The sequence below is a fragment of the Lysobacter sp. Root916 genome, from assembly GCF_001429785.1.
Lineage (GTDB): Bacteria > Pseudomonadota > Gammaproteobacteria > Xanthomonadales > Xanthomonadaceae > Lysobacter.
The window spans coordinates 1,337,539-1,357,271 of sequence record NZ_LMJF01000001.1 but is presented as its reverse complement, the minus strand read 5'-3'; the positions used below and the strand labels follow the sequence as shown (position 1 = coordinate 1,357,271).

The 19,733-nt window shown below is 68.5% G+C and carries 14 protein-coding genes and 1 pseudogene; 13 read left to right on the top strand and 2 right to left on the bottom strand.

Features of this window, described 5'->3' with window-relative positions; all coding sequences use genetic code 11:
* Positions 1-12 precede the first annotated feature (12 nt).
* From rpsR to ASE35_RS06080, 10 genes and pseudogenes are all read left to right on the top strand, one after another.
* Entirely contained in the window at positions 13-243 is a 231-nt protein-coding gene (gene rpsR, locus ASE35_RS06140; RefSeq protein ID WP_055899483.1) for a 30S ribosomal protein S18, read from the top strand.
* A 166-nt stretch (positions 244-409) separates the two neighbouring features.
* Complete coding sequence (rplI, locus tag ASE35_RS06135; RefSeq protein WP_056175089.1) at positions 410-862, top strand: 50S ribosomal protein L9; 453 nt, start codon at positions 410-412, stop codon at positions 860-862.
* A 331-nt stretch (positions 863-1,193) separates the two neighbouring features.
* A complete protein-coding gene (gene dnaB, locus ASE35_RS06130; RefSeq protein WP_082611133.1) occupies positions 1,194-4,094 on the top strand; it encodes a replicative DNA helicase in 2,901 nt (966 codons plus the stop codon).
* Between the two features lie 372 nt (positions 4,095-4,466).
* A complete protein-coding gene (locus tag ASE35_RS06125; RefSeq protein ID WP_235567180.1) occupies positions 4,467-4,757 on the top strand; it encodes a glycine zipper 2TM domain-containing protein in 291 nt (96 codons plus the stop codon).
* A gap of 143 nt (positions 4,758-4,900) precedes the next feature.
* Complete coding sequence (locus ASE35_RS06120; protein ID WP_056175083.1) at positions 4,901-5,236, top strand: antibiotic biosynthesis monooxygenase; 336 nt, start codon at positions 4,901-4,903, stop codon at positions 5,234-5,236.
* Positions 5,237-5,299: 63 nt separating this feature from the next.
* Positions 5,300-6,265, top strand: a pseudogene (locus ASE35_RS22175) (M23 family metallopeptidase); the annotation flags it as partial.
* 818 nt (positions 6,266-7,083) lie between these two features.
* Entirely contained in the window at positions 7,084-8,160 is a 1,077-nt protein-coding gene (alr, locus tag ASE35_RS06110; RefSeq protein ID WP_056175079.1) for an alanine racemase, read from the top strand.
* A 4,079-nt stretch (positions 8,161-12,239) separates the two neighbouring features.
* A complete protein-coding gene (locus ASE35_RS06090; protein WP_057163233.1) occupies positions 12,240-13,673 on the top strand; it encodes a deoxyribodipyrimidine photo-lyase in 1,434 nt (477 codons plus the stop codon).
* 130 nt (positions 13,674-13,803) lie between these two features.
* Positions 13,804-15,261 carry a wax ester/triacylglycerol synthase family O-acyltransferase gene (locus ASE35_RS06085; protein ID WP_056175067.1) on the top strand — a complete coding sequence of 486 codons (1,458 nt, stop codon included), beginning with the start codon at positions 13,804-13,806 and terminating at the stop codon, positions 15,259-15,261.
* 317 nt (positions 15,262-15,578) lie between these two features.
* Entirely contained in the window at positions 15,579-16,298 is a 720-nt protein-coding gene (locus ASE35_RS06080; protein ID WP_057163232.1) for an OmpA family protein, read from the top strand.
* A 310-nt stretch (positions 16,299-16,608) separates the two neighbouring features.
* Here the strand turns inward: ASE35_RS06080 and ASE35_RS06075 are convergent, their stop codons facing one another.
* Positions 16,609-17,820 (bottom strand): FAD-binding oxidoreductase, encoded by a 1,212-nt coding sequence (locus ASE35_RS06075; protein ID WP_057163231.1) that lies wholly within the window; start codon positions 17,818-17,820, stop codon positions 16,609-16,611.
* A 246-nt stretch (positions 17,821-18,066) separates the two neighbouring features.
* On the opposite strand from ASE35_RS06075, the gene ASE35_RS06070 reads away from it, so the two are divergent.
* On the top strand, positions 18,067-18,249 hold the full coding sequence (locus tag ASE35_RS06070; RefSeq protein WP_056175058.1) for a hypothetical protein: 183 nt from the start codon (positions 18,067-18,069) through the stop codon (positions 18,247-18,249).
* A 139-nt stretch (positions 18,250-18,388) separates the two neighbouring features.
* Positions 18,389-18,739 carry a BON domain-containing protein gene (locus ASE35_RS06065; RefSeq protein WP_057159444.1) on the top strand — a complete coding sequence of 117 codons (351 nt, stop codon included), beginning with the start codon at positions 18,389-18,391 and terminating at the stop codon, positions 18,737-18,739.
* A gap of 77 nt (positions 18,740-18,816) precedes the next feature.
* On the opposite strand, the gene ASE35_RS06060 is transcribed toward ASE35_RS06065, so the two are convergent.
* Entirely contained in the window at positions 18,817-18,996 is a 180-nt protein-coding gene (locus ASE35_RS06060) for a hypothetical protein (protein ID WP_056175049.1), read from the bottom strand.
* A 207-nt stretch (positions 18,997-19,203) separates the two neighbouring features.
* Between ASE35_RS06060 and ASE35_RS06055 the strand changes: the two genes are divergently transcribed.
* Positions 19,204-19,626 (top strand): CBS domain-containing protein, encoded by a 423-nt coding sequence (locus ASE35_RS06055; RefSeq protein WP_082611131.1) that lies wholly within the window; start codon positions 19,204-19,206, stop codon positions 19,624-19,626.
* Positions 19,627-19,733: the final 107 nt, after the last annotated feature.

Genomic DNA, 19,733 nt, shown 5'->3' with positions numbered 1-19,733 from the left:
GGGATCGCACTCATGTCCAAGTTCTTCCGCCGCCGCAAGTTCTGCAAGTTCACCGCCGAAGGCGTGAAAGAGATCGACTACAAGGATCTCAACACCCTGCGTCAGTACCTCACCGAGACCGGCAAGATCGTGCCGAGCCGCGTGACCGGTACCAAGTCGAAGTACCAGCGCCAGCTGTCGACGGCCGTCAAGCGCGCCCGTTTCCTCGCGCTGATCCCGTACACCGACAATCACAACGCGTAAGTAAGGACGTTCGCCCGCTTGCGGGCGAACCCTTTGTCTCCCTCTCCCGCTGGCGGGAGAGGGCAGGGGTGAGGGCCGCGACCGCGCCCGAACCCGCACAAAGCCTTTTCGGACAGCGTCCTCTGCTGCGGACCTACAGGCCCGCTAACGAATACGGAGCACCACCATGCAACTGATCCTTCTGCAGAAAGTCACCAACCTGGGCAACCTCGGCGACAAGGTCAACGTGAAGCCGGGCTACGGCCGCAACTTCCTGGTCCCGCAGGGCAAGGCTGTGCCGGCCACCGCCGCCAACCTGGCCGAGTTCGAAGCCAAGCGCGCCGACTACGAGGCCAAGGCCAAGTCGCTGCTCGACGGCGCCGAAGGCCGCAAGGCCAAGCTCGAGGACGTCTCGGTGACGATCCACGCCAACGCCTCCACCGAAGGCAAGCTGTACGGTTCGGTCACCCCGCGCGATATCGCCGAGGCCCTGACCAAGCACGGCCACCCGGTCGAGAAGTCGGAAGTGATCATGGGCGAAGGCCCGCTGCGTCGCACCGGCGAATACGACATCCTGCTGCACCTGCACGCGGACGTCGAAGTCACCGTCAAGGTCGTGATCGAAGGCGAAGCCGCCTGATCCGATCGTCGCGTAGGCGATGACGACGAAAGGCGCCGCGAGGCGCCTTTCGTTTTTGCGCCGCCGTCGCCGCCCGCCGATGGAAGGTAGGCCGCAGTCTCAGCCCGTGAGACCGCGCCCCGGATGCTGAAGCCTGTGCGCTATCCACGTGATATCCACAGACTTATCCGTGGCCCCGACCTACGGCGGCGACTACGATGCCTCAGCAGCCCGGCCAGCTTCCGTCCGACCGTACCGACCCACGCCTCGCGCCAGTCGGGCGTGACGGCGAGACCCAGGTCGCGGCCACCTCCCTCAGCAAGACCGCACGTCCCAGGGGACCAGCACATCCATGAGCCTACGTCCGGGGTCCCGCGGCGAGAAACGTTACGAAACGCGCGCCGAGCAGCGCATCGATCAGTTGCGCGTGCCGCCGCAGTCGGTCGAGGCCGAACAGGCCGTGCTGGGCGGCCTGATGCTGGCGCCCGACGCCTACGACCGCGTCGCCGACCAACTGGTCGAGGAAGACTTCTACCGCCGCGACCACCAGCTGATCTACCGCGCGATCCGCGAGCTGGCCGAGAAGAACCGTCCCTTCGACGCCGTGACCCTGGGCGAATGGTTCGACTCGATGGGCCTGTCCGAGCAGGTCGCCGGCGGCGCCTATCTGATCGAGCTGGCCAGCACCACGCCCTCGGCGGCCAACATCGCCGCCTACGCCGAGATCGTGCGCGACAAGGCGGTGCTGCGCCAGCTGATCGAGGTCGGTACCGGCATCGTCAACGACGGCTTCCAGCCCGACGGCCGCGACAGCGGCGAGATCCTGGCCAAGGCCGAGCAAGAGGTGTTCGCGATCGCCGAAGCCGGCGCGCGCGGCCGCACCGATTTCACCCCGGTCAACAAGGCGCTGTCGGAAGCCTTCGACGTGCTGCAGACGCGCTACGCCAACGGCGGCAGCGTGACCGGCCTGCCGACCGGCTACACCGAATTCGACGAGATGACCGCGGGCCTGCAGAACACCGACCTGCTGATCATCGCCGCGCGTCCGGCCATGGGTAAGTGCGTCGCCCACGATTCCGAAATCGTGCTCGACGACGGCAGTGTGGTCAGCATCGAGCGCTTGTTCGACGGCCACCGCGGCGCAGCGGTCGCTACCTTGGGCGACGATTTTCGCTTGTCGCGGCAGGTGCCCAGCGACTACGTCGACGATGGCCTCAAACCGGTGTTCGAGGTCACGACTGCGCTGGGTCGACGCATCGAAACCACCTTGAGCCACCCCTATCTGACGGTGGAAGGCTGGAAGCCGCTGCACGAGCTGGCCGAGGGCGACAGCATCGCGGTGCCTCGCAGCCTGCCGGTGTTCGGCAGCGAGCGCTGGCGCGATTGCGAACTCAGGCTGCTTGGGTATCTGATCGGCGACGGTGGGCTCACCGGCGCCACGCCGCGTTTCACCAACTCGAACCCCCGCATCGTCGAGGACTTCACCGCGGCCTCGCGGGAGTTCGGCGGGGTCGTGGTCAGGCAGACCGAAAAACGCGCCGGCTTCGCCCCGAGCATGGCGGTGATCGCCGACGCGGGCGAGGTCGCGGCGCAGCGCCGCGGTTTCTCGGCCGCACTGCAGCACGCGCTCGCCGGTCGTGGTTTGAGCCAGAACGCGGTCGCCAGACAGCTCGGCGTCTCGCCCGCGTCGCTGAGCCATTGGCGGCATGGGCGTACCGTACCTGCCGCGGCGGTTTTCGAGCGGCTGTGCCAAGTGCTCGAGCTGCGTCCCGAGACGCTCGCGCCCGAAGGGATCGCCTCGGCCAGGCGCAACCAGCGTAATCCGCTCGGGCAGTGGCTGTCCGGGTTGGGGCTGCTCGGCCAGGGCTCCGCCGGGAAGTTCATTCCCGAGGCGGTATTCAGACTGGACGCCGAATCCTTGGCGACTTTCGTGAATCGCCTGTTCGCTACCGACGGCTGGGCCACGGTTACCCGCGCGGGGCAGGCCCAAATCGGCTATGCGAGCGTCAGCGAACGCCTGGTTCGGCAGTTGCAGCATGTGTTGCTGCGCTTCGGCGTGATCGCGGCGATTCGTCATCGCTGGGTGCGCTACCGCGACACCCGGCGCTCGAGCTGGCAACTGGATATCACGCATAACGCATCGTTGCGCCTGTTCTGCGAGCGTATCGGCATGTTCGGCAAGGAGCCGGCCATGGCGCGCGTGCTGGCGGCGCTGGACGCGCATCCGCCCAAGGTCAATCGCGATCTGGTGCCGGCGGCGGTGTGGCAGCGGATCGAAGACTGCAAGGGCGAGCTGAGTTGGGCCGAACTGGCGCGGCGTGCCGGCGTGGCGGATTCGAATCCGCATCCAGGCAAGCGCGCGATGAGCCGCGCCCACCTGGCGAAGTTCGCCATGGCGTTGGGCGACCCGACATTGCGCGCGCTGGCGTCGAGCGACGTCTACTGGGACCGGATCGTGTCCATCGTCCCTCTGGGCGAGAAGCAGGTGTACGACCTCACCATTCCCGATACGCATAACTTCATCGCCAACGATGTGTGCGTGCACAACACCACCCTGGCCCTGAACATGGCCGAGTACGCTGCCTTCCGCAGCAAGAAGGCGGTGGCGGTGTTCTCGATGGAAATGTCGGCCAGCCAGCTCGCTTTGCGCCTGATCTCCTCGGTGGGTCGCGTCAACGCCCAGCGCCTGCGCTCGGGCCAGCTCGAGGACGAGGACTGGAGCCGCGTGACCAGCGCGATCCGTCAGCTGCGCGAGGCCAAGATCTTCATCGACGACACCCCGGGCCTGTCGCCGGACGTGCTGCGCGCCAAGTCGCGCCGCCTCAAGCGCGAGCACGACCTGGGCCTGATCGTGATCGACTACCTGCAGCTGATGTCGGTGCCCGGCAACAGCGAGAACCGCGCCACCGAAATCTCCGAGATCTCGCGCTCGCTCAAGCACCTGGCCAAGGAACTCAACCTGCCGGTGATCGCGCTGTCGCAGCTCAACCGCTCGCTGGAACAGCGCGCCGACAAGCGCCCAGTGATGGCCGACCTGCGCGAGTCCGGCGCCATCGAGCAGGACGCCGACGTGATCGTCTTCATCTACCGCGACGATTACTACAACAAGGAAACCTCGCCGGACAAAGGCCTGGCCGAGGTCATCATCGGCAAGCAGCGTTCCGGCCCGACCGGCTCGCTCAAGCTCAAGTTCTTCGGCGAGTACACCCGTTTCGACAACCTCGCGCACGACTCGGTGGGGTCGTTCGAGTAAGCGACCTGGCCGGGGCGCGCAAGGCGGCCCGGTCTTGGACCCAGCGCGGCCGCGTCGGTCGCGGTCCATGAGGGCAGGGCAGGGCGCGGCAAGGTCGTCCGCCCGAGCCCGCCCCGGAGCGAGGCGCTCGGCGCGGACGGCCATGCGCGCCGCCGTTCGTCGTGCTAGCGGCGGATGTGATCGACGTGGCAGCGCGCGCGCCGGCGACGGTTCAGACTGAAAGGACCAGACTGTCGCGCAGGCACGATGCCGCGCTTGACGCGGCCGTGACGACGCGCGGCGCATGTTGGCCGTGGCCCCCACTCCTACCGGTGAATCCGCATGAACGCCAAACTCAAATCCACGATCGCCGTCGCCCTGATGTCCTGCGTCATGGTCACTGGCGCCGCCGGCGCCCAGACCAAGTCCAAGACCAAGGCCAAGCAGCCGCATTGCTACGACGTCGAGGTGCAGCGTCCGAAGGAAGTGAAGGACAAGCACAAGATCACCGGCACCGCCCTGGGCGCGGTCGCGGGCGGCCTGCTCGGCAATCAGGTCGGCGGCGGCAACGGCAAGAAGGTCGCGACCGCGGCCGGCGCCGTCGGCGGTGCCCTGGTCGGACGCAAGATCCAGGAAAATCAGCAGAACAAGACCGAGACCGTGATCGAGCGTCGCTGCGACTGATCGCGCGATCGCTGTCTCGAAGGACGGGCCGGCCTAGCCGGCCCGTTTTTTTTTGCGCCGCCGCGCGCCAGGCATGACAAACGTAACTTGCGCCAGCCGACCCGCTCGAACAGCATCCGCTAGCGGTCCCCTCGAGCGCGTACATGCAGCGACTGATCGAAGTGCGTACCTACCGGCTCAAGCCCGAATCGGGCACCCGGTTCGAACAGGTCATGACCCGGCGCGCGCTGCCGCTGTTGCGCGAACGCGGCATGGACGTGGTCGCGTTCGGGCGCAGCCGGCACGAGCACGAAAGCTGGTACCTGATCCGCGCCTACCGCGACCAGGCCGACCTGGTCGCGCAGCAGGACGCCTTCTACTCCTCCGCGATCTGGCGCGAAGGCCCGCGCGCCGACGTCGTCGGCTGCATCGAGGATTACCTCAATACCTTGCTGTGGTTGTCGGACGCGGCCATCGACGAGTTGCGCACGGCGATTTGAATTCATCGGCCCCGGCGCCTCGCGTCGGGCGACTTCCCCTCGTTGCCAGGACGACCCCTCCGCATGCGCGCCATCGCGTTCGCCGCCTTGCTTTCCTTCGCCGGTTTCCTCCACGCGGCCGATCGCGCCGCGCCCCTGCGCCAGTCCTTCGATCTGCAGGTGCCGGCTGCGCCCGCGCCGGTGCATATGGACGGCGCGTCGGTGCTGGTCTACGAGCTGCATGCGACCAACTTCAGCAACGAGCCGCTGCGCTTGCTGGGCATGGAAGCGCGCGACGCCGGGCGCGGGCAGGCGTTGGCGAGCTACGAAGGCGAAGCGCTGAAGCGCCGCTTCGATCGCATCGCGGCGGTCAAGGACAGCGACGCGCTGACCCTGGCGCCTGGTCAGCGCGGCGTGCTGTACCTGGAACTGACGCTGCCAGCGAACGTGCCGGCGCCGCAGCGGCTCGACCACCGCCTGCGCTACTCGGTGGCCGGCAACGACACGCCGCAGTCGGTCGACGGCGGCGAAGTCGCGGTAGCCGCGGCACCGCGCCTGATCCTGGGCGCGCCGGTGCGCGGCGGCCCCTGGATCGCGATCCATCATCCGGACTGGGCGCGCGGTCACCGCCGCGTGCTGTATACCGTCGACGGCAAGGCGCGTATCCCAGGGCGCCACGCGATCGACTGGGTCAAGCTCGATGCCCAGGGCCGCACCAGCCAGGGCGACAAGGACCTGGTCGCCAACACCTACGGCTACGGCGCCGAGGTGGTGGCGGTGGCCGACGCCACCGTGGTGGCGATGCGCGACGACGTCGCCGAAACCGTGCGCATCTCCGAGCACGGCAAGCAGACCCTGGGCGAGGCCACCGGCAACTACGTCGCCCTGGATCTGGGCGACGGCCGCTACGCGTTCTACGAGCACCTCAAGACCGGCAGCGCGCGCGTGCGAACCGGCCAACGCGTGCGCCGTGGCGAGGTCCTGGCCGCGCTGGGCTTCACCGGCGACTCCACCGGCCCCCATCTGCACTTCCACGTCTCCGACCGCAATTCGCCGCTGGGCGCGGAGGGCGTCGCCTTCGAACTGCGGGGTTTCCGCGTGCTGGGCCGCTATCCGGATCTGTCTCAGCTCGGCAAGACGCCGTGGACGCCGCCGCAGGCGTCCGAACGGCTGACGCGCGAACGCGAGCGGCCAGCGCCGAATACGGTGCTGGAGTTCGAGGACTGAGCACGCGCCTTTAGCTGCTCTCAGTGCGCTTAGGCCCTCTCCCGCTTGCGGAGTGAGGGGCGTCGCTTGCGAGCCACTGGCTCACGCCGCACCGAACGCCCGAGCGCTGTGCGGTCGGGCCGGGATGCGGGTTGGGGTGCGGGCAGACGCAGGCGTGCAACTCCAGCCTCAGTCGCAGCCCTCATCCGCCCTCCGCGCACCTTCCCAACTTTGCACTCTTTCGGTCGCCGCAAGCGCGAGCAGGAACAGCAGGCACTCGCTCATTCCATCGCAACCTTGCTTAGCCCCTCTCCCGCTTGCGGGAGAGGGATTGGGGTGAGGGCCGCCGCAGCCGTGCAACTCCAGTCTCAGTCGCAGCCCTCATCCGCCCTCCGCGCACCTTCCCAACTTTGCACTCTTTCGGTCGTCGCAAGCGCGAGCAGGAACAGCAGGCACTCGCTCATTCCATCGCAACCTTGCTTAGCCCCTCTCCCGCTTGCGGGAGAGGGGTTGGGGTGAGGGCCGCCGCAGCCGTGCAACGCCAACTTCAGCGCCCTCCAAGCACCTTCCCAGCTTTGCACTTCCTTCGGCTGCGGTAAGCGGGAGCAGGGATACCCCAACCCGACAGCCTGCGCACGCCCGCCAGCCGATAAACTAGCGCGATGGCACGTCCGACTTCCGCAAGCATCCACACCGACGCCCTGCGTCACAACCTCGCCCAGGCGCGCGCGCGCGCGCCGCACAGCCGCGTCATGGCGGTGGTCAAGGCCGACGGCTACGGCCACGGCCTGGAGCGCGTCGCCCGTGCCCTGGAAGGCGCCGACGCCTTCGGCGTGGCGGCCTTGTCCGACGCCGACCGCCTGCGCGCGGCCGGCCTGTCGCAACCCATCGTGCTGCTGTCGGGCTTCGACGAAGCCGACGATCTGCCGCAACTGCGCCGTCTCGGCGTGGAAACCGTGGTCCACCACCTCAGCCAGATCGAAATGCTGGAGCAGGCCGCCGACGGCGAGCCGATCCGCTGCTGGCTCAAGGTCGACACCGGCATGCACCGGCTCGGCTTCGCGCCCGAGCAGGTGCGCGAGGCCTACGCGCGCCTGTCCGCCTTGGCGGGCGTGGCCGACGGCATCGTGCTGATGAACCATTTCGCCAGCTCCGACGAATTCGCCAATCCGCAAACGCCCGCGCAGCTGCGCGCGTTCGGCGACGCCACCGCCGGGCTCGGCGGCGCGCGCTCGCTGGCCAATTCCGCCGCCGTGCTGGGCTGGCCCGACGCGCACGCCGACTGGATCCGCCCCGGCGGCGCCCTGTACGGCATCTCGGTGGTGGAGGGCACCACGGGTGCCGACTTCGGCCTGCGCCCGGCCATGACCCTGTCCACGCGCCTGATCGCGGTCAACCGCGTGCGCCGCGGCGAGCGCATCGGCTATGCCGCGACTTGGGAATGCCCGGAAGACATGAACGTCGGCGTGGCCGCGATCGGCTACGGCGACGGCTATCCGCGCGCCGCGCCCTCGGGCACGCCGGTGCTGGTGGGCGGCCAGGCGACCCAGGTGATCGGCCGCGTCTCGATGGACCTGATGACCATCGACCTGCGCGGCATCCCCGACGCCCGCGTCGGCGATCCGGTGACGCTGTGGGGCCCGGAGCTGCCGGTGGAACGCATCGCCGAGGTCTCGGGCACGATCGGTTACGAGCTGACCTGCTCGATCACGCGTCGGGTGCGTTTCGTCGAGACCTGAGCGGTCGCGGTCGCTGGCATGCTGGCCGTGGAATGCCGGTGCGCGCGGCGACGTGAGCCTCTCTGAATCGTGACCCGTGTCACGATTCGTGGGGCGAAACCCCCGTGTCCCGGCGTGCGCTTTATTTTCCTATTTGGATAAGTTTGGCTGATCGGGCGCGTTTCGCGCCCAAGCCAACGGCCGCTCCGTCCGGAAGCGGCCGACTTTCCACTAGGGGGATCGATGAAGCAGAGCAAGTTGATGTACGCGCTGGGTCTGGGCCTGGCCACGATGGTGGCCACCACCGCCGTCGCAGCGCAGGACCAGCCCAACCCGAATCGCGTGTGGGTCAAGTTCAAGGCCGGTACCGCCAGCGCCGCCGCCGGCAAGAGCGCCGGTGCTTCGACCCTGAGCCTGGGCCAGCGTGTCCAGGCCCTGCGCGGCAAGCTGACCGCCGCGCGCGCCGGCGACGCGGTCGTCAACCACCAGTTCGACCGCCTCAACAGCGCGGTGATGACCCTGTCCTCGCCTGAGGCCGTCAAGGCCCTGCGCAGCAATCCCGATGTGGAATCGGTCGAGATCGACCAGCCGCGTTACCTGCAGGCGCAGAGCGTCCCCTACGGCATCGACAAGGTGCAGGCGCGCAATGTGTGGGACGTCAACCAGGACGGCGTGCTCGACGTCGGCGCGCCCACCGGCGCGGGCATCAAGGTCTGCGTGATCGACTCGGGCATCAACAAGACCCATGAGGATTTCGCGGGCGTCGCCATGACCGGTTACCCGACCGGCTGGGACACCGACACTTGCGGCCACGGCACCCACGTTGCCGGCACCATCGCCGCGACCAACAACGGCACCGGCGTGGTCGGCGTGAGCCCGGGCAAGGTCTCGCTGCACATCATCAAGATCTTCGGCACCAACGGCACCAACGGCAGCGGCCATGGCCAGTGCACCTGGACCTATTCGTCGACCCTGGTCGACGCGGCCAACCGCTGCAGCACCGCCGGCGCCAAGATCATCAGCATGAGCATCGGCGGCCCGACCTTCTCGACCTCCGAGCAGACCGCGTTCCAGGCCCTGGCCAACAACGGCGTGCTCAGCATCGCCGCGGCCGGCAACGAAGGCGATTCCAGCCTCAGCTACCCGGCGTCCTACAGCTCGGTGGTGTCGGTGGCGGCGGTGGACTCGGCCAACGTCAAGGCCGATTTCTCGCAGTTCAACAGCGCCGTCGACATCGCCGCGCCGGGCGTGGACGNGCTCGGTGGTGTCGGTGGCGGCGGTGGACTCGGCCAACGTCAAGGCCGATTTCTCGCAGTTCAACAGCGCCGTCGACATCGCCGCGCCGGGCGTGGACGTACTCAGTACCTATCCGCAGAAGAACGACCCGCTGCTGGTTGGCAGCTCCAGCTTCGCCGCGATACCGATCGGCGGTTCCAAGCAGACCAATGCCAGCGCGGGCTGGGTCAACGGCGGCCTGTGCCAGACCACGTCCACCACCTGGCGCAACAAGATCGTGCTGTGCCAGCGCGGCACCAGCACCTTCGTCGACAAGATCACCAAGGTCCAGTCCAGCCGCGCTCTGGGCGTGGTGATCTACAACAACGTCGACGGCGAGCTGCGCATCGGCATGTACGACGCCAACAGCAACGCGCTCACCACCACGCTGCCGGGCGTCGGCATCAGCAAGGCCGACGGCGAAGCCATCCTGGCCGGTCTGGCCGGTCAGACCATGACGGTCGACGCTACGCCGTCGTTGTCCAATACCGCCTACCAGAACATGAACGGTACCTCGATGGCGGCCCCGCACGTGTCGGGCGCGGCCGCGGTGGTGTGGAGCGCCAAGCCGACCGCGACCGCGGCGCAGGTGCGCGATGCGCTGCTGACCACGGCGCAGGACATCGACGCCGCCGGTTACGACAACAACACCGGTTGGGGCCTGGTCCAGACCAAGTCCGCGATCGACGAGTTGCTGTCGCCCTGAGCCCGCCCAGCCCCGGACGGGGCCCGATGCCTCGGGCCCCGTCCCCGGCGCCTGGTTTTATGGCGCAATAAATACGGATTATTGGTGCCAGTTGATGCAGCGGGTATCTCTACAGGCTGTCCAGAACTGAGAAGTCCAGCATAAAACGGCACGCTTTTTCCCTGATGGGTAGGGGGGCAGGCGACTGCCCCCGTTTGGATTAGTCGGTCGATTGAGCGCTTACGGCACGCTCAAGCCACAAGGCCGCTCCGCCCGGAGCGCGACCGACCTTCCATTGGGGGATCGATGAAGCAGAGCAAGTTGATGTACGCGCTGGGCCTGGGCCTGGCCACGATGGTCGCTGCCAGCACCGCTGCGGCGCAGGAACAGCCCAACCCGAACCGCGTCTGGGTCAAGTTCAAGGCCGGCACCGCCAGCGCCGCCGCCGGCAAGAGCGCCGGTGCCTCGACCCTGAGCCTGGGTCAGCGCATCCAGACGCTGCGCGGCAAGCTGACCGCCGCGCGCGGCGGCGATGCCGTGGTCAACTATCAGTTCGACCGCCTCAACAGCGCGGTGATGACCCTGTCCTCGCCGGAGGCCATCAAGGCCCTGCGCAGCAACCCCGACGTGGAGTCGGTCGAGATCGACCAGCCGCGCTACCTGCAGGCGCAGAGCGTGCCCTACGGCATCGATCAGGTGCAGGCCCGCAACGTGTGGGACGCCAACCACGACGGCGTGCTCGACACCGGTGCGGCCACCGGCGCCGGCATCAAGGTCTGCGTGATCGATTCGGGCATCAACAAGACCCACGAAGATTTCGCCGGCATGACCATCACCGGTTATCCGACCGGTTGGGATACCGACACCTGCGGCCACGGCACCCACGTTGCCGGCACCATCGCCGCGGCCAACAACAGCACCGGCGTGGTCGGCGTGAGCCCGGGCAAGGTCTCGCTGCACATCATCAAGATCTTCGGCACCAACGGCACCAACGGCGGCGGCCACGGCCAGTGCAACTGGACCTATTCGTCGACCCTGGTCGACGCGGCCAACCGCTGCAACACCGCCGGCGCCAAGATCATCAGCATGAGCCTGGGCGGCCCGACCAGCTCGACCACCGAGCAGAACGCCTTCCAGACCCTGGCCAACAACGGCGTGCTCAGCATCGCCGCGGCCGGCAACGACGGCGATTCCAGCCTCAGCTACCCGGCGTCCTACAGCTCGGTGGTGTCGGTGGCGGCGGTGGACTCGGCCAACGTCAAGGCCGATTTCTCGCAGTTCAANCGGCGATTCCAGCCTCAGCTACCCGGCGTCCTACAGCTCGGTGGTGTCGGTGGCGGCGGTGGACTCGGCCAACGTCAAGGCCGATTTCTCGCAGTTCAACAGCGCCGTCGACATCGCCGCGCCGGGCGTGGACACGCTCAGCACCTATCCGCTGAAGAACGACCCGCTGCTGGTCGGCAGCTCCAGCTTCGCCGCGATTCCGGTCGCCGGTTCCAAGCAGACCACCGCCAGCGCGGGCTGGGTCAACGGCGGCCTGTGCCAGACCTCGTCCAGCACCTGGCGCAACAAGATCGTGATCTGCCAGCGCGGCACCAACACCTTCGTCGACAAGATCACCAAGGCCAAGTCCGGCCGCGCCCTGGGCGTGGTGATCTACAACAACGTCGCCGGCGAGCTGCGCATCGGCATGTACGACGCCAACGGCAATCCGGTCACCACCACGCTGCCGGCGGTGGGCATCAGCCAGGCCGACGGCCAGACCATCGTGGCCAATCTGGCCGGGCAGACCGCGACCGTCGACGCTACCCCGTCGGTGTCCAACACCGCCTACCAGACCATGAGCGGCACCTCGATGGCCACCCCGCACGTGTCCGGCGCGGCCGCGGTGGTGTGGAGCGCCAAGCCGACCGCGACCGCGGCGCAGGTGCGCGACGCCCTGCTGACCACGGCGCAGGACATCGACGCCGCCGGTTACGACAACAACACCGGTTGGGGCCTGGTCCAGACCCAGTCGGCGATCACCGAACTGCAGTCGCCGTAAGTCTGGCAAGACCCGGACGGGGCCCCACGCGGGCCCCGTCTCTTTGAGGCCGGCGGGGCGGCATACTGGCACTCCCTGGACTGCCCCGGTTCCGCGATGTCCGACGTTGCCGCCGCCACCGCGCTGGTCTGGTTCCGCAACGACCTGCGCCTGGCCGACAACCCGGCCCTGCGGGCGGCGCTGGACGACGGCTACACGCCGATCCCGATCTACATCCATGCGCCCGACGAGCAGGGCGACTGGCGGCCCGGTGCCGCCTCCGACGCCTGGCGTCATCATTCCCTGGCCGCGCTGGACCGCGAACTGCGCGCGCGCGGCTCGCACCTGCGCCGCTTCGTCGGCCCCAGCCTGCCGACCCTGCAATCGCTGCTGCTGGCCACCGACGCCGAGGCGGTGTACTGGAACCGCCGCTACGAACCGGCGATCGAGAAGCGCGATACCCGCATCAAGCAGACCCTGCGCCGTCAGGGCGTGCGCGCGGAGAGCCACAACGGCGCGCTGCTGTTCGAGCCCTGGCAACTGGCGACCAAGCAGGGCGATCCCTATCGCGTGTTCACGCCGTTCTGGCGCACGGCCCTGGCCGCATGGCGCCTGCAGCCGACCTGGGAGCCGCCGGCCCGCCTGCCCAGCAGCGTGCACGGGCCGGAGGGCGTGGCCCTGGAGGCGCTCAAGCTGTTGCCGTCGCGGGACTGGGACAGCGGCTTCTGGGAGCACTGGACGCCCGGCGAAGCCGGCGCGCGCGAGACCCTGGAGACCTTCTTGGAAGGCGCGCTGGAGGGCTATGCCCAACAGCGCGACCGGCCCGATCGCGTCGGCACCTCGCGGTTGTCGCCGCACCTGCATTTCGGCGAGATCGCGCCCTGGCGCGTGGTCGCCGCGCTGGAGACGCAGCGCAACGCCGCGCGCGCCGGCGACATCGACGCGGCGATCCGCGAGTTGGGCTGGCGCGAATTCGCCCATCATCTGCTGCACCACTTCCCGCACACCCCGGAGCGCAATTTCAATCCGCGCTTCGACGACTTCGACTGGGCGCGTCTGGTCCAGCCGCGCCTGCAGGACTGGCAGCACGGCCGCACCGGCGTGCCCATCGTCGATGCCGGCATGCGCGAGCTGTGGCACACCGGCTGGATGCACAACCGCGTACGCATGATCGTAGCCAGCTATCTGACCAAGCACCTGCGTTACCACTGGCGCCACGGCGCGCGCTGGTTCTGGGACACCCTGGTCGACGCCGACCTGGCCAACAACACCCTGGGCTGGCAGTGGGTCGCCGGCACCGGCGCCGACGCCGCGCCGTACTTCCGCGTGTTCAATCCGGTCACCCAGTCCGAAAAGTTCGATCCCGACGGTCGCTACATCGCGCGGTGGGTGCCGGAGCTGGCGGCGCTGCCGTTGCCGCTGCGCCATGCGCCCTGGCGCGAGCCGGCGACCTTGCGCCGCTTCGCGCCGGACTATCCGCCGCAGCCGTTGGTCGATCTGGCGGCAGGCCGCGACGCCGCCTTGGCCGCCTACCGGAAACAGCGCGGGTAGGGGCCTGGGCGCATGCGTCCGGAGTTCATGGCCAGCGGCGGTCTCGCGATCCGATCTCGAATCCGGCCTCAGCCGCGTTGACGCCGCTCGCGGCTGCGTGATTCACTCGGCGCAGACGCTTGGAGGGCGCATGGCCACAGCAGAACCGCGCAAGCGAGCGCGTCGCGAACCGATGTCGCGAGTGGATACGGCCTGGTTGCGCATGGAGCGACCGACCAATCCGATGATGATTACCGGCGTGCTGATGTTCGCCGAACCGATGTCGATCGACGCCCTGCGGCGCGTGGTCAAACAACGCTTCCTGGCCTATACGCGCTTCCGCCAGAAGGCGGTGGACACGCCGGCTGGCGCGTCCTGGCAGACCGACGAGGATTTCGATCTCGACTGGCATGTGCAGCTGACCGCGCTGCCCGGGCGCGGCGGCAAGCGCGGCCTGGAGCGCTTCGTGAGCCAGCTCGCGTCCAGCCCGCTCGATCACAGCCGGCCGCTGTGGCAGTTCCATCTGGTCGAACGCTACGACGGCGGCTCGGCCCTGATCGCGCGCATCCACCACAGCTACGCCGACGGCATCGCCCTGGTCCAGGTGCTGCTGTCGCTGACCGACACCACTCGCGAGCCGGCCAAGGGCAGCGATCTGCCGCACGCCTGGCTCAAGACCGACGGCGTCGAGGTCGCGCGCCGGGTCGGTGCGGTCGACCGCTACATGAAGCTGGGCTCGCGCGCGCTGGAAAAGGGCATGGAGATGTACCGCGACCCGACCCTGGCCGGCATGCTGGCCAAAGAGGGCGGCGAGATCGCGCGCGAACTGCTCAATGCCTTGGCCTTGTCCGACGATCCGCCCTCGCTGCTGCGCGGCAAGCTCGGCGTAAGCAAACGCGTGGCCTGGGCCGAGCCCTTGGATCTGGAAGAGGTGAAGGCGGTCGGTCGCGCCTGCGACTGCACCGTCAACGACGTGCTGATGGCCACCGCCGCCGGCGCCTTGCGCAACTACATGATCGAACGCGGCGACAACGTCGACGGCGTGACCCTGCGCGCGACCGTGCCGGTCAACCTGCGTCCGCTCGAACACGCCAAGAAGCTCGGCAACCATTTCGGCCTGGTGTTCCTGGAGCTGCCGGTTGGCGAGCACAACCCGATCCGCCGGGTCGAGCGCGTGGCCGAATGCATGAATAATCTTAAGAATTCACGGCAAGCTATTGTTGCATTTGGGCTTTTGGCTGCGTTAGGCATGGCGCCGTCGCAGGTGCAAGGGCTGGCACTGGAGCTCTTCAGCCGCAAGGCCACCGCCGTCGCGACCAATGTGCCCGGACCGCAGCAGCCCCTGTATCTGGCGGGCTGCACCCTGCGCGAAATGATGTTCTGGGTACCGCAGACCGGTTCGATCGGCGTCGGCATTTCCATTCTCAGCTACAACGGCCGCGTCCACTTCGGCCTGATCGCCGACGCCAAACTGATCCCCGATCCCGACGCGGTGATCAGCCGCTTCGGCGCCGAGTTCGACAAGCTGCTGTACCTGGCGCTGATGGGTAACTGGGACCACACCCTCGACGCCGCCGGCGCCGACGCGCTGGTCGCCGTCGGCGACTGAGCGCCGCCCGCAGGCGCGGTGCGATCCGAATCGCACCGCGCCGTGCCATCGCCCACGCTCCGGGTAGGAGCGGCGCAAGCCGCGACCACACCACCTCATTCGCCGCCGCCGCTCGCGGTTCCACGCATTCTGTGGGAGCGGCGTGAGCCGCGATCGAACCCCAACCATCGCGCAACAACGCCAAGCGAGCGTTGCCTAGAGCGCACGACGCCCTCACGCACCCCTGCCGACAGCTGAACTGCGGCAAGCCCTCGTCACCCACCCGTGACGCTTGCGTGATTAGCTTTGGCTCCGCCGAATTCAGCCGAGGACGCCCCATGAAAACCCAGATCAAGATTGCGATGGCCGCCGCCGCGATGACCGCTTTGCTCGCCGGCTGCGCCACGGGCGGCGGCGGATACTACGGCGGTCAGCCGCAGGGCCAGTACCCGCAAGGCCAATACCCGCAAGAACGCCAAGGCATGAGCCGCACCCAGAAGGGCGCCCTGATCGGCGCGCTGGCCGGCGTCGCCGCGGGCCTGCTCAGCGGCGACGACGCCACCGAGCGCCGCCAGCGCGCCCTGATCGGCGCTGGCGTCGGCGGCCTGGCCGGCGGCGCGATCGGCAACTACCAGGACCGTCAGGAGCGCGCGCTGCGTGAGCGCATGGCCGGTACCGGCGTCGACGTGGTGCGCCAGGGCGACAACATCACCCTCAACATGCCCAGCAACATCACCTTCGCCTTCAACAGCGCTTCGCTCGAATCGCAGTTCTATCCGGTGCTGGACAACGTCGCCTCGACCCTGCAGGAGTACAACCAGACCATCGTCGAGGTCGCCGGCCACACCGACAGCATCGGCACCGACGCGGTCAATCAGCGCCTGTCCGAGCAGCGTGCGGCTTCGGTCGGCAACTACCTGATGTCGCGCGGCCTGGTCCGCGACCGCTTCATCCTCACCGGCGCCGGCAAGACCCGTCCGATCGCCAGCAACGACACAGAGGAAGGCCGCGCCCAGAACCGCCGCGTCGAGATCACCCTGGTGCCGCTGCGCTCCTGAGGCGTATCGATTCGGAGTTCGGCGTCGCGCGCGTCGAGTCCGGATCCCCAACGTTCCGCCGAACGGGCCGCGCGAGCGGACCGTTCGCATTGCGCCGAGCCCACCGCAGCGGCATGCCGGCGGTAGGAGCGGCGCAAGCCGCGACCGCGCCCCTGCACCCGCGACGAACCCTGCGACGCCCCGGCAAGGCAGTGCGGTCGTTTGGATCAAGCGACCGGGGCGCCCTTGCGCAGCGTGCCCGGTTTCGGCTCGCGGCTTGCGCCGCGGCCACCGCGAGACGCGTATCGCCGCTTTGCGATGCAAGCGCCGCTCATTGGCTGCGCTGAAACGAAAACAGCCGCGCCAGTGGATGCGCCTTGCGTTCGATCAGCGCCCGCAGCAGCCCCGCGCCGATCTGCGCATAGGTGATGCCGTTGCCGCCGTAGGCCATCGCGAAATGCACCCGTGGCCCGTACTGCTCGTGCGGGCCGAAGTAGGGCAGGCCGTCGTCGGTTTCGGCGAAGGTCCCGGCCCAGGCGAAGGCCGGCGTGAGTTCCAGGCCAGGGAAACGCTGCGCCACCGCCCGCACCAGGCGCCGGGCTTTTTTATCCAGGCGCGCGTCGCGCCGCGCCGGGATGTCGACCGCATCGTCCTCGCCGCCGACCATGACGCGGCCGTCGCCGGTGCCGCGCAGATAGAGGTAGGGGCGCGCGGACTCCCAGATCAGGGTGCGCTCCAGGCCGCGGGTCGCATCCGCCGCCATCGGGTCGGTGACGAAGGCGTAGCTGCTGCGGTTGCGCGCCACCCGCTGGCGCAGCCAGCGCTGTCCCGCGTAACCCAGCGCCAGCACCACCTGCGCCGCCCGGATCGTATGCCCTTGCGGGGTGCGCAGCAGCACCGAGCGCGCGCCGGGTTCGAGCGCCGCGATCTCGCTGCGGTCGTGCACGCGCACGCCCTGTCGCGCCAGGCGCATCAACAGCCGATAGGTCAGCCGATACGGATCCACGCGCGCGCCCAAGCGGCTCAGGATCGCGCCCGGCGCATGCAGACCGTAGCGCTCGTGCAGGTCGGCCGCATTGAGCCAGCGCACGTCGAAACCGTGCCGACGCCGCAGCGCCAGTTCGTGCTTGAGCGCATACACATGCCGTTGCTTGCTGGCGCAGTAGACGCTGTCGTTGCGCGCGAAGTCGACGCCGCCCAGGCCGCGCACGCGTTCGCGCAGAGTGTCCACGGCCTCGCCGCAGGCCAGGTAGGCGAGGGCGGCGGCGTCCTCGCCGTAGCGCTGGGCCAAGTCGATCATGTGAGTGTCGATCTCGTACTGCAGCAGCGCCGTGCTCGCCGCGGTGCTGCCCCAGCCGATGTCGCGTTGCTCGATCACGATCACGTCGTGGCCGTGACGGCTCAATTCGTCGGCGATCAGGGCGCCGCTGATGCCACCGCCGATCACCGCGACGTCGCAGCGCGCATCGGCGTCCAGGGCCGGGAACGCATGCATCAGGCCGTTGCGCACGGCCCAGTAGGGATAACCGCTCTTCAGATCCATGCGCGGCGCCTGGGCATGCGAGGGGCTCGTTGGGAAGCGACGGGCACAGCACACTCCATCGGCCGTCGTCGCGGAGTGAGCGCGACGGCACGGCCGTGGCGCTGCGGGGAACGCTCTCCACGCGATTCACTTACATGAGCGCAGGCCATACCTCGACCGCAGGCTAACGAAATACTGCCCTTGCGTTTACTCCCTGCGGCCTAGCCTCGGCCATGCGTCGGAACGGTTCCGACCGGAGATGCATCCATGCCTCGTGGAGACAAATCCACCTATACCGACAAACAAAAGCGCCAGGCCCGCCATATCGAACAGGGCTACCGGCAGGAGGGCTTGCCCGAGAAGACCGCCGAACAGCGCGCCTGGGCCACCGTCAACAAGCTCGACGGCGGCGGCAAAAAATCCGGCTCAGGGCGCGCGCGTCACCATTGAATGCCGCGCCCAGCCCTGCGTGCGCAACCGTTGCGCGCCGCCTCCCCATCGTCACTCGCGCGCAACCGCGCGCCCCAGGCTACGCCGCGCATCGCGACGGCGTGGCCGCTTCGCCGCTACACCCCTTAGGAGTACGCATATGAACCTCATCTCCCATCGCCTCGCTTCCGCGCTCGCCGTGGTCCTGCTGGCCGGCCTGCCTGTCGTCGCCTTCGCCCAGGAACCAACGCCGACGCCGCAGACCGGCGAATCGAATCAGCCGGTCAGCGACACCTGGATCACCACCAAGGTCAAGACCGAACTACTCGCCGCCAAGGATGTGTCCGGCCTAAAGATCGATGTCGACACCGTCAACGGCGTGGTCACGCTGTCGGGCAAGGTGGACAGTCAGGCCCAGGTCGACAAAGCGATGGCCGTAGCCAAGTCCGTGCAGGGCGTACGCAGCGTGGACACCAAGGGCTTGATGGCCGCCAAGCACGGCGGCCACTGACAGAGACGGTCTATGCCGGCACCGATGCCGCAGTAGATCGGGCCGCGACGGCGTCTCCGCCGTCGCGGCCGCAGCGGTCAGGCGCCGGGCGGCGTAGCCGCGTCGTCGCCGCCGACCACTTCGTTCCAGCTCAACTCGACACCCTTGCGATGTCCTTTCTCGGTGAGCTTCAAACCGTGGCCGTCGATCGTGAGGGTGTAGAGCTTGTCGCCGATTTCCAGTTCGCGTCGCAGCGGCTTGTCCAACTTGGTCGTCATGGCGTTCTCCGTTGATGTCGCATCGCGGGGCGTATCGCGTCAAGGACGCATACCGGGCCGAGGATACAACGGCCGGCGCGGCTGCGGCGTGGCGCCGCGCGCGCAATTGCGTGGCCGCTGTTCGCGCCGACTTGCGTTTCACGCCGCGATCACACGACGGTGCCGACGAACAATAGACCTTCCATCCGACACTCCAAGGAGACCGCTATGGCGAACGTGAGCGCTTTCATGACACCCAACCCGGCCGCCTGCGACGTCACCACACCGCTGCGCGAGGTCGCCCGCATGATGGCCGACCACGACTGCGGCGAGATTCCCGTGCTGGACGCACGCGGCGTGCCGCTGGGCGTGGTCACCGATCGCGATATCGCGGTACGCGTGGTCGCGGTCGGCCGCGACGGCAACGCGACCGCCGGCGATGCGATGACGATGCCGGCACTATGCGTCGGAGTGGATGCCGACCTGCGCGACTGCGTGGAGCTGATGGAACGCGCCCGCATCCGACGCGTGCCGGTGGTCGATGCCGACGGGCGCCTGGCCGGCATCGTGTCGCTGGCCGATATCGCCCTGGCCGGCCAGAGCCGGGCCATCGCCGAGGTCGTGCGCGAGGTCTCCGCGCCGCCGCGATGAGCGTCGCAGCGTCGCAGCGGTTGAGACGCGACCGCGGCAGGCTGGCCTTGCGATCGCGAGGTCGCGGGTAGGCTGAACGACGGCCAGCGGCCGGCCCGGCCCGGGGC

Bases quoted from the DNA above. Each gene is read 5' to 3' on its own strand.
- ASE35_RS06065 (WP_057159444.1), top strand. From the start codon at position 18,389: ATGAACCTCATCTCCCATCGCCTCGCTTCCGCGCTCGCCGTGGTCCTG.
- ASE35_RS06125 (WP_235567180.1), top strand. From the start codon at position 4,467: ATGGTCACTGGCGCCGCCGGCGCCCAGACCAAGTCCAAGACCAAGGCC.
- ASE35_RS06070 (WP_056175058.1), top strand. From the start codon at position 18,067: ATGCCTCGTGGAGACAAATCCACCTATACCGACAAACAAAAGCGCCAG.
- ASE35_RS06080 (WP_057163232.1), top strand. From the start codon at position 15,579: ATGAAAACCCAGATCAAGATTGCGATGGCCGCCGCCGCGATGACCGCT.
- ASE35_RS06055 (WP_082611131.1), top strand. From the start codon at position 19,204: ATGGCGAACGTGAGCGCTTTCATGACACCCAACCCGGCCGCCTGCGAC.
- ASE35_RS06085 (WP_056175067.1), top strand. From the start codon at position 13,804: ATGGCCACAGCAGAACCGCGCAAGCGAGCGCGTCGCGAACCGATGTCG.
- rpsR (WP_055899483.1), top strand. From the start codon at position 13: ATGTCCAAGTTCTTCCGCCGCCGCAAGTTCTGCAAGTTCACCGCCGAA.
- ASE35_RS06120 (WP_056175083.1), top strand. From the start codon at position 4,901: ATGCAGCGACTGATCGAAGTGCGTACCTACCGGCTCAAGCCCGAATCG.
- ASE35_RS06090 (WP_057163233.1), top strand. From the start codon at position 12,240: ATGTCCGACGTTGCCGCCGCCACCGCGCTGGTCTGGTTCCGCAACGAC.
- ASE35_RS06060 (WP_056175049.1), bottom strand. From the start codon at position 18,996: ATGACGACCAAGTTGGACAAGCCGCTGCGACGCGAACTGGAAATCGGC.
- alr (WP_056175079.1), top strand. From the start codon at position 7,084: ATGGCACGTCCGACTTCCGCAAGCATCCACACCGACGCCCTGCGTCAC.
- rplI (WP_056175089.1), top strand. From the start codon at position 410: ATGCAACTGATCCTTCTGCAGAAAGTCACCAACCTGGGCAACCTCGGC.
- dnaB (WP_082611133.1), top strand. From the start codon at position 1,194: ATGAGCCTACGTCCGGGGTCCCGCGGCGAGAAACGTTACGAAACGCGC.
- ASE35_RS06075 (WP_057163231.1), bottom strand. From the start codon at position 17,820: ATGGATCTGAAGAGCGGTTATCCCTACTGGGCCGTGCGCAACGGCCTG.